Origin of the sequence: Streptomyces odonnellii (assembly GCF_000981895.1) — a bacterium.
GTDB classification, from domain to species: Bacteria; Actinomycetota; Actinomycetes; order Streptomycetales; family Streptomycetaceae; genus Streptomyces; species Streptomyces odonnellii.
In genome coordinates this window covers 1-8,668 of the sequence record NZ_LATD01000246.1, presented here as the reverse complement: position 1 = coordinate 8,668, position 8,668 = coordinate 1, and the positions used below count along the sequence as shown (strand labels likewise).

The following is an 8,668-nucleotide window of genomic DNA, read 5'->3' as shown; positions in this document are numbered from 1 at the left end:
CGCCCCTGCCGCCCCCGCCGCCGCTTCCGCCACCGCTCGCCGGATCGTTCGTGGGCAGCGTCGAGTACACCGGCCGCCCCGTCCCGTCGTCCTCCGCCATCGACGTCTCCCCCGTTGATCCGTCTGCCCCGTTACCCGTTCACCACAGGTACGGAGATCACTGTAGCGAGAGCCAACGACAGTACGCATCCCGGGCTTGCAGGTGCAACGCGTATTACCCGACCGCGAGTTGGGGACGGCCGTTACGCGTTGGGGACCGCCACCGCCGCCTGCGGCCGGATCGGAAGACGGCTGATGGGGCGGCCCGTCGCCGCGCGCACCGCCGAGGCGACCGCCGCCGGGGACGTCACCACCGGTGCGGCGCTGGCGGGTTTGGCGCCGAAGGGGGCCACCACATCGCGTTCTTCCACAAGTTTCACGATGCGAATATCCGGTGCGTCCAGGGAGGTCGGGAGGGCGTAGCCGGTGAGGTCGGGGCGGCGGACCAGGCCCTTGTTGGTACGGAGGTTCTCGGTCAGGGCCGTGCCGATGCCCTGGGTGACGCCTGCCTCGATACGGGTCGCGAGCTGCGCCGGATTGAGGATCCGGCCGACATCCTGCGCCACCGCCATCTCGACCACCCGGATCGAGCCCAGCTCGATGTCGACGTCCACGACCGCGCGGATCGCGCAGAAGGCGAGACCCACGAAGGCGTCGCCCTGGCCCGACGCGTCCAGCGGCTCGGTGGGGTGGGGGCGGCACTGCGCCGTCGCCCACAGCTCCTTGCCGTCCATCGCCTCGGTCACGGTGGTGGACAGCACACCGTCGTACGAGGTGATCTTGCCGTCGGTGATCTGGAGCAGTTCGGTGGACATCCCGAACTTGTGGGCCAGCGGCTGGAGAAGCTGTGTACGGACCATCTTCGCGGCCCGCTCGACCGCGCCGCCCGAGACCCAGGTGTGCCGGCCGTGCGCGGCAGGGCCCGCCGGGGGCTGGTCGGTGTCGACCGAGGCGACATGGACCTCTTCGATACCGAGTGTCTCCTGCACGATCTGGCGGGCCAGGGTGGTGAATCCCTGCCCGGTCTCGACGGCCGCGCAGATCACCGTGGCCACGCCGTCCTGGACCTTGACGGTGGCCGTGGAGACCTCGTCCGCTCCCTCGGCGCCGAGCATATGGACCATGCCCAGGGCGTAGCCCACCCCGCGCCGTACCGCTCCCGGTTCGCCCGCGCCCTCCGGTCCTCCGGGCAGCAGCCAGGCCGCCTCCGGGGTGTCCTTCGGGAGCGCGGGCAGTGGGAAGTCCCGTACGGCACCGAGCAGTTCGGCCACCGGGGCCGGGCAGGTCACGGTCTGTCCGGTGGGCAGGATGTCACCGGTGGCGAGGATGTTGCGGAGGCGCACCTCGGCCGGTTCCAGGCCTAGTTTGGCGGCCAGTTTGTCCATCTGGCCCTCGTAGGCCGCGCAGACCTGCATGGCGCCCTCGCCGCGGACATGGCCGGACGGCGGGTTGTTGGTGCGTACGGCCCAGCCCTCGATGAAGGCGTGCGGGACGACGTACGGGCCGCACGCGAAGGCGACCGCCGCCGCGAGGGACTCGGACGAGGCGTCCGCGTACGCGCCCGCGTCGAGCAGGATCTGTGCCTCGACCTTGACCAGCCGGCCTTCGGTGTCCGCGTGGTGGCGGTAGCGCAGCAGGGTGGGGTGGCGGTGGGCGTGGCCGAGGAAGGACTCCTCGCGGGTCGCGGCCAGTTTGACCGGGCAGCCGGTGCGCAGTGCGAGCAGGCCGAGCGGGATCTGGAAGCCGGGGTCCTCGCGGTCGCCGGTGGCGCCGGGCACTCCGGTGACGACGACCTTCACGCGCTCCGGGTCCAGGCCGAAGCAGGCGGCGGCCAGATCGCGGTCGGTGTGCGGGTCGGTGGAGGCGGTGTAGATCTCGACGCCGCCGTCGGGTCTCGGTACGGCGAGGCCCGCCTCGGCGCCGATGGGCGCCGGGTCCTGGCGGCCGATGCGGTAGAGCCCCTCGACTACCACCTCGCCGGTGATCTCCGGGTCGCCGTAGCTGAGCGGGATGTGGCGGATCAGATTGCCGTCGGGGTGCAGCGGCTCGGCGGCGAAGGCCTTCTCGGGGTCCGTGACCGGTTCGAGCACCTCGTACTCGACGGCGATCGCGGCCGCGGCGAGCCGGGCCGTGTCGGGGTGGTCGGCGGCGACCGCGGCGATCGCCTCGCCGTGGTGGCGTACGACGTCCGAGGCGAACACGGGCCGGTCGACGACCGTGCGTCCGTAAGCGGAGTCGCCGGGGACGTCCTCGTGCGTGATGACGGCCCGTACGCCCGGCATCTCGGCCGCGGCGGCGGTGTCGACCGAGACGATGCGCGCGTGCGGGTGCGGGGAGCGCAGGATCGCCGCCCACAGCAGGCCCTCGGCCCACAGGTCGGCGGCGTACGGGAACGTCCCCTCGGTCTTCGCGCGCGCGTCGGCCGGGGAGAGGGATGCTCCGAGGCCGTGCGCGGGGGGCTCCTGCTCAGGAGCGTCGAGCGCCGGGGTCCCGGTGGCCGCGTCGTTGCTCACGCCATGCCTCCGTCAAGCGAGTGCGGGGGCTGGGCGCTGCCGGCCCCTGGGGGTGCCTGGTGCGGGATGCGGGCTTCCTCGGAGGCCACGGCGGCGGCCTCCGCGCTCGCGGTACGTTCGGCGACGACTTCGTTCACCGCGTCGAGCACGCCGCGGTAGCCGGAGCAGCGGCAGAGGTTGCCGCAGAGCGCCTGACGGGTCTCCAGCTCGCTGGGGGCGTGGTTGCCCTCCAGGAGGTCGTGGACGGTCATGGCCATGCCGGGGATGCAGAAACCGCACTGCACCGCGCCGCACTTGGCCAGGGCCCGCTGGACGTCGGAGGGTTCGCCGTCGACGGCGAGGCCCTCGACCGTACGGACCTCGGAACCGGCCGCGGTGGCGGCGGGTACCAGGCAGGAGGCGACGAGCCGTCCGTCGACCTGGACGTTGCAGGCGCCGCACTCGCCCTGGGAGCAGCCGTCCTTGGCGCCCGCGAGGCCGAGGCGCTCGCGCAGCACGTACAGCAGCGACTCGCCGATCCAGGCGTCGGTGACGGGGCGGTCGGCGCCGTTGACGCGCAGGACGTAGGCGCCGGAGGGGTGTTCGGCGCTGTCGCTGCTGCTGGTGAGCGGCTCGGGCTCCGGAGCGGTCCCGGCCTCCGGCCCGGGCACGGGGGTGTCGTGGTCGTGTACGGGTGGCTCGGCGGCTTCCGGTACGGGCTGCTCGGGTACGGCGGCGGGCTCGGGCTCCACGTCCGGAAGCGGCGCACCAGGCGCGTCAGGTCCACCAGGCGCACCGAGCGCATCCGGCGCGTCAGCGGGGTCGTGGAATCCGTGGCCGCCGTTCCGGGTGGCGTCGGCCGGCTCCGCCCACGGGGCCGCCGCGCCGCCCGGCAGGGTCGCCGGAGGGCTGCCGCCGCCCCACTGGGAGGCGAGCATCGATGTACTGAACTCGCCCGATTCGTCCGGTAGATCACCCTTGGCGACCGGAATCGTCCACTGCCCGGTCAGCTCCGAGGGACCCGGAGCCTCGCCGCCACCGGTCTCACCGGCACCGTTACCGGCTCCGTTCTCGCCGAAGCTCCACTGCCCGGTCAGCCCGGTCGATCCGGCCGGCCCCTCGCCGTACCCTCCATGGCCGTACGCGCCCGCGTACTGCCCCGAGCCGTCCGTCGCCGGGTCCGGCCACCGCATGCCGCCCTCCGCGCCCTCCACGGGCGGCAGGGGCGCGATGTGCGGCGGTACGTAACCGTGCCCGGGCGCGGCCAGCGGCGCGTCCTGCCCGTCCTCGGGCGGAAGCTGCACGAACGCCGTGGACTCGCCGTCGTACTCGCCCCCCTGCGGCACCGGCTGCCAGCCGCCCTGCCCCCGCGGAACCCCCGTACCGGTGCCCGAAGCCGAACCGGAACCGGAGTGCCCGGAGTTCTCGTTGGTGGTCACGACAGCGCCCTCCCCAGTGCTCGTCGGGCCAGCGCGGCGACCGTACGCCGCAGATGCTGTACGGCGGGCGACACCGGCGGGGCCTCTCCCCCGTCGGCCGGCGGCGCCGGGTCCGGGATGCACGCGGCGGCGACGTACTCGCCGAAGGCGGCGAGCGCCTCCTGCGCGAGCCCCCGCGCGCCGTCCCAGTCGATCAGCGAGCCGATCCAGCGCTCGGCCTCCAGGGGCCGCAGCGGCATCGGCGCGATCGCGCCGACCGCACAGCGCACCCCGCGCCGCGCCGGGTCGAGCACGACGGTGACGGACGCGGTGGCCCGGCCGGGGCCGGTGCGTCCGGTCGCCTTGAGGAAGACCTGGGGCGCGTGCAGCAGGGGCACCCGTACGAAACCGATCAGCTCGGCGGGCTCCAGCATCTCGCGGCCCGCGAGCAGATGTGAGATGGGGATCTCACGGCGCGCGCCGCCCGGGCCCGCGACCACGAGGTCGGCCTCCAGGGCGGCCAGCACCGGCAGCGAGTCCCCGGTCGGGGCCGCGGTGGCGATATTGCCGCCGAGCGTGCCCGCGTTGCGGATCTGCGGCGGTCCCGCCGCGCGCGCGGACGCGGCGAGCGCGGGGATGAGTGCCGCGAAGTCGGGCCTGCCCATGCGCGCGTGGGTGAGACCCGCGCCGAGCAGGGCGTGCCCGTCCTGGTAGTGCCAGCCGCGCAGCTCGCTGATCCGGCCCAGGCCGACGAGTCCCGCGGGCCGGAGCTGGCCCTTGTTGACGGCCGCCATCAGATCGGTGCCGCCCGCGACGGGCACGGCGGCAGGCATCTCCGTGAGCGCCGCCACGGCCTCGTCGAGCGTGGCCGGCAGCGTCACGGACTGCGCGGTCTGCGGTGCGTGCGTGGTCAACCCGGCTGCCCCTTTCCGGTGTCCCGGTGTCCCGCCTGTGTTGCCGTACCGTACGTGCTCACAGGCCGGACGTGGCAACTCTGGCACATCTTCCGGGCCTGCCGACGCGAGGGTCCACGAAGGGCGGATCCGTCCCCCACCAGGGGGAAGGTCCGGTTTCACACCTCTTCATCGGCACATACGGAATGCCACTCTTCGGCGTTCCTTGTACGACTTATCCCCACGGATGACGCCGTTGCCGGAGACAGGGCCGGGGGCGCGGTTCCGGGACACCGGGCCCCCGTGGACCCGCGCGTACGCTCACACGTTTGGCGGCAGCCCCTCGATCGGGCGTCCGGGCACGCCCGGGCGGCGCTGCCACGGAAGGGGTCCGCCGGGCGGGCGGTAGGCGACACCGAGTGCGTCAAGACGCCGGTAGTGCTCGGCCATCCGGCGTTCGAAATCGGCGAAATCCCGCTCGGCGGGGGCGGGCAGGGACGACCAGGCGACCTCGGCGAAGGCGGCGAGCCGGGGGAAGACCTGGTAGTCGACGCGGGCGGCGTCCTGCATCACCTCGGTCCAGACATTGGCCTGGGTGCCGAGGACATGGGCGGCCTCCTCCTCGGTGAGCTGGGGCGGTACGGGCTCGAACCGGTAGACGTCCTCCAGGGTTCGGACATAGCCGATGGGCATCGGCTCGTCCTCGCCCGCCGCCTGACGGTGGTCCAGATACACATGCTGCTCGGGGCACATGACGACGTCGTGACCGGCCCGCGCGGCGGCGATCCCGCCCGCGTACCCCCGCCACGACGAGACGGCGGCACCGTCCGCGAGACCGCCTTCCAGGATCTCGTCCCAGCCGATGAGACGGCGGCCGCGGGCGGTGAGCCAGCGGTCGAAGTGGCGGATGAACCAGGACTGGAGCCGGTCCTCGTCCGCCAGGCCCAGCTCCCGCATCCGGGCCTGGGCGGCCGGCGACTGCCTCCACTGGTCCTTGAGGCACTCGTCGCCGCCGATATGGATGAACGGCGAGGTGTCCGCGGGGAAGAGGCCGAGGAGTTCCTCGAAGACCCCCTCGTAGAAGCGGAGGGTGCTGTCAGTGGGGGCGAGTACGTTTGCGGTAATGCCCCAGGTGTCCCAGACGGAGAGGGAGGCCGTGTCGATGACATCGGTGTTGCCGAGTTCCGGATACGCGGCGATGGCCGCCTGCGAATGGCCCGGGATATCGATCTCGGGCACCACGCTGATATGCCGCTCGGCGGCGTAGGCGACGATCTCGCGGATGTCGTCCTGGGTGTAGTAGCCGCCGTGCGGCTTCTCGTCCCACAACTCCGAGGCGCGGTGCCCCCATTTGGTGCGTGAGCGCCAGGCGCCGACCTCGGTGAGCCGGGGATGGCGCTTGATCTCGACGCGCCAGCCCTGGTCGTCGGTGAGATGGAAGTGGAAGACATTCAGCTTGTGGGCGGCGAGCAGATCCAGATAGCGCAGGACGCCGTCCTTGGGCATGAAGTGCCGTGACACGTCCAGCATCATGCCCCGCCAGGTGAAGCGCGGCGCGTCCTCGATGACGCCGGGGGGTACGGTCCACTCGCGCCCGGGGGCGACGGGCGCGGCGCGGTACGCGTCGGGGCCGAGGAGCTGACGGAGCGTCTGCGCCCCCCAGAAGACCCCGGCCGGGCCGCCGCCCTCGATGCGGACGGTCCGCTCGTCGACGGCGATCCGGTAGGCCTCGGGGCCCGTCTCCGGGCCGGTACGGGCGTCGACGGCGAGAACGATCCGGCTTCCGGAACCGGAGGCGGAGGTGCCGGACGCGCTGTCGGCGAGCGGCAGTCCGGTGGCGGCGCCGACGGCCGTACGGAGCCAGCGGGCCACGCCCTCCGTGCCGGGGCCCGCCTCGATGACTGTCCCGCTGTCGAGCCGGCAGGACCCGGCTCCCGGCTCCACGGGACCGGTTCGTACGGGACGTGGGATCAGGTGCGGGGCCGTATCCATCTCGTGCGCCCTCATCTCGTATGTCGTCATTCCTCAGTCCTTGACCGCGCCGCCGAGTCCGGAGACCAGGCGCCGCTGTACGAGTACGAAGAAAACCAGCACCGGAATGGTCATGACGGTGGACGCGGCCATGATGCCGCCCCAGTCGTTCTCGTCCGGTTTGAAGAAGACCAGCAGGGCCATGGGAAGCGTCGACTGGGAGGTGTCGCTGATGATGAAGGACTTGGCGAAAAGGAAGTCGTTCCAGGTCGAGATGAAGGAGAAGACACTCGTCGCGACAAGCCCGGGCAGGACCAACGGGAAAAGGATCTGCCACAGGAACCGGGTGCGGCTCGCGCCGTCGATGTACGCGGCCTCCTCCAGCGCCTCGGGGACCGCCCGTACGAATCCCCGCAGCATCCAGACCGCGAACGGCAGCGAGAAGGCGAGATGCGGAAGCACGAGCGAGCCGAGCGTATTGAGCAGCCCGGCATCCCTCATCAGGAAGAACAGCGGGATGGTCAGCGCCTCCACCGGCACCATCTGCGCGATCAGGAACATGATCAGCAGGGTCGTACGGAATCGGAAGCGGAAGCGGGTGACCGCCGTGGCCGCCAGAAACGCGATCAGCGCGGAGGCGATCACGACCGTGCCCGCGACCACCAGACTGTTGAGGAAGTACCGCCCGAATTCCTGCTGTTCGAAGACCCGGCGGAAGGAGTCCAGCGAGGGGGAGAGCGTCCAGGGACGGGCCTCGGTGGACTGGATCTCGCCCGCGGGTTTGAGCGCGGAGAGGACCATCCAGTACAGCGGAAAGGCCACGATCACCGCGATGACGAGGGCGGATGCCTCGGCCACCAGCCGCCAGGGACGGCGTATACCGAGCAGGTTCACAGATCTTCTCCCCGGCGTCGGACCAGTCGCAGATAGACGAGAGTGACCGCCAGCAGAATCACCAGCATGACCACGCCGATCGCCGAGCCGAGGCTGTACTGCGAGGAGGCGAAGGCCTTCTGATAGGCGTACACATTGAGCACGAGATTCTGGCCGGCGATTCCGCCGCCGTTGGTCATCACATAGATCTGGGTGAAGACCTTGAAGTCCCAGATGATCGACTGAATGGTGACGACCACCAGGATCGGCCGCAGTATCGGCGCGGTGACGGACCGCCAGATCCGCCACTGCGAGGCGCCGTCGAGGGCGGCCGCCTCCAGCACCTCGCCGGGCACCGCCCTGATGCCCGCGTACACCGTCACCATCACGAACGGGAAGGAGCACCACACCACTTCGAGCAGCACCAGGGTGAAGGCGCTGTAACGCCCGTACGTCCAGGAGAAGTCGCCGAGCCCCAGCAGCCGGTTGACCGGGCCGTAGTCGGGGTCGAAGAGGAACACCCAGACCGTGGATCCGGTGATCGCCGGGGTGGCCCAGGCGCCGAGGGCGGCCAGCATCAGCGCGAGCCGGGGCACGGCCCGGATACGTGTCAGCAGGACGGCCAGCGCACAGCCCACCGCGAGGGTGGTGACGACGCACGCGGCGGCGAACACCACCGTCGCGAGCAGCACCTGCCAGAACTGGGGGTCGCCGAAGAGCGCGGTGTAGTTGCCGAAGCCCTGGAAAGTGGTGGGTTCACCCCCACTGACCTGGGCCTGGGTGTACTCCAGGAAGGAGATCATCCCGAGCTGGTAGATCGGGTAGACGAGCAGCCCGCCGAGGACGACGAGCGCGGGCGCGAGATAGAGCCAGGGTGTCCAGCCGCCCTCCCCGGCCCGCCGGGGCCCCCGCCGGCGGGCGCCCGCGCGGGCGGAACCGGCGGCGGGAAGTGGCGTGTTCTCGCCCCTGTCGCTTCTCCCGG

Annotated in this window: 6 protein-coding genes; all 6 read right to left on the bottom strand. The window is 71.8% G+C overall.

Annotated elements, in window-relative coordinates; genetic code table 11:
• Positions 1-242: 242 nt before the first annotated feature.
• The gene (locus WH07_RS22450; protein ID WP_046502955.1) at positions 243-2,552 is read right to left on the bottom strand and encodes a xanthine dehydrogenase family protein molybdopterin-binding subunit; all 2,310 of its coding nucleotides are present in this window, start codon (positions 2,550-2,552) and stop codon (positions 243-245) included.
• Positions 2,549-3,970: a (2Fe-2S)-binding protein gene (locus tag WH07_RS22445; protein WP_079023457.1), complete on the bottom strand. Its 1,422-nt coding sequence runs from the start codon at positions 3,968-3,970 to the stop codon at positions 2,549-2,551. Before WH07_RS22445 ends, WH07_RS22450 begins: the two co-directional genes overlap by 4 nt.
• Positions 3,967-4,863: an FAD binding domain-containing protein gene (locus WH07_RS22440; protein WP_046502952.1), complete on the bottom strand. Its 897-nt coding sequence runs from the start codon at positions 4,861-4,863 to the stop codon at positions 3,967-3,969. The genes WH07_RS22445 and WH07_RS22440 overlap by 4 nt, the downstream gene beginning before the upstream one ends.
• A gap of 300 nt (positions 4,864-5,163) precedes the next feature.
• Complete coding sequence (locus WH07_RS22435; protein WP_198533866.1) at positions 5,164-6,864, bottom strand: beta-N-acetylhexosaminidase; 1,701 nt, start codon at positions 6,862-6,864, stop codon at positions 5,164-5,166.
• 3 nt (positions 6,865-6,867) lie between these two features.
• Positions 6,868-7,701, bottom strand: coding sequence for a carbohydrate ABC transporter permease (locus WH07_RS22430; protein ID WP_198533867.1), 834 nt, complete (start codon positions 7,699-7,701; stop codon positions 6,868-6,870).
• Between the two features lie 2 nt (positions 7,702-7,703).
• Positions 7,704-8,668 (bottom strand): carbohydrate ABC transporter permease (locus tag WH07_RS22425; protein WP_052744526.1); only part of this gene is annotated, 965 nt, incomplete at its 5' end.

Bases quoted from the DNA above. Each gene is read 5' to 3' on its own strand.
- WH07_RS22435 (WP_198533866.1), bottom strand. From the start codon at position 6,864: ATGACGACATACGAGATGAGGGCGCACGAGATGGATACGGCCCCGCAC.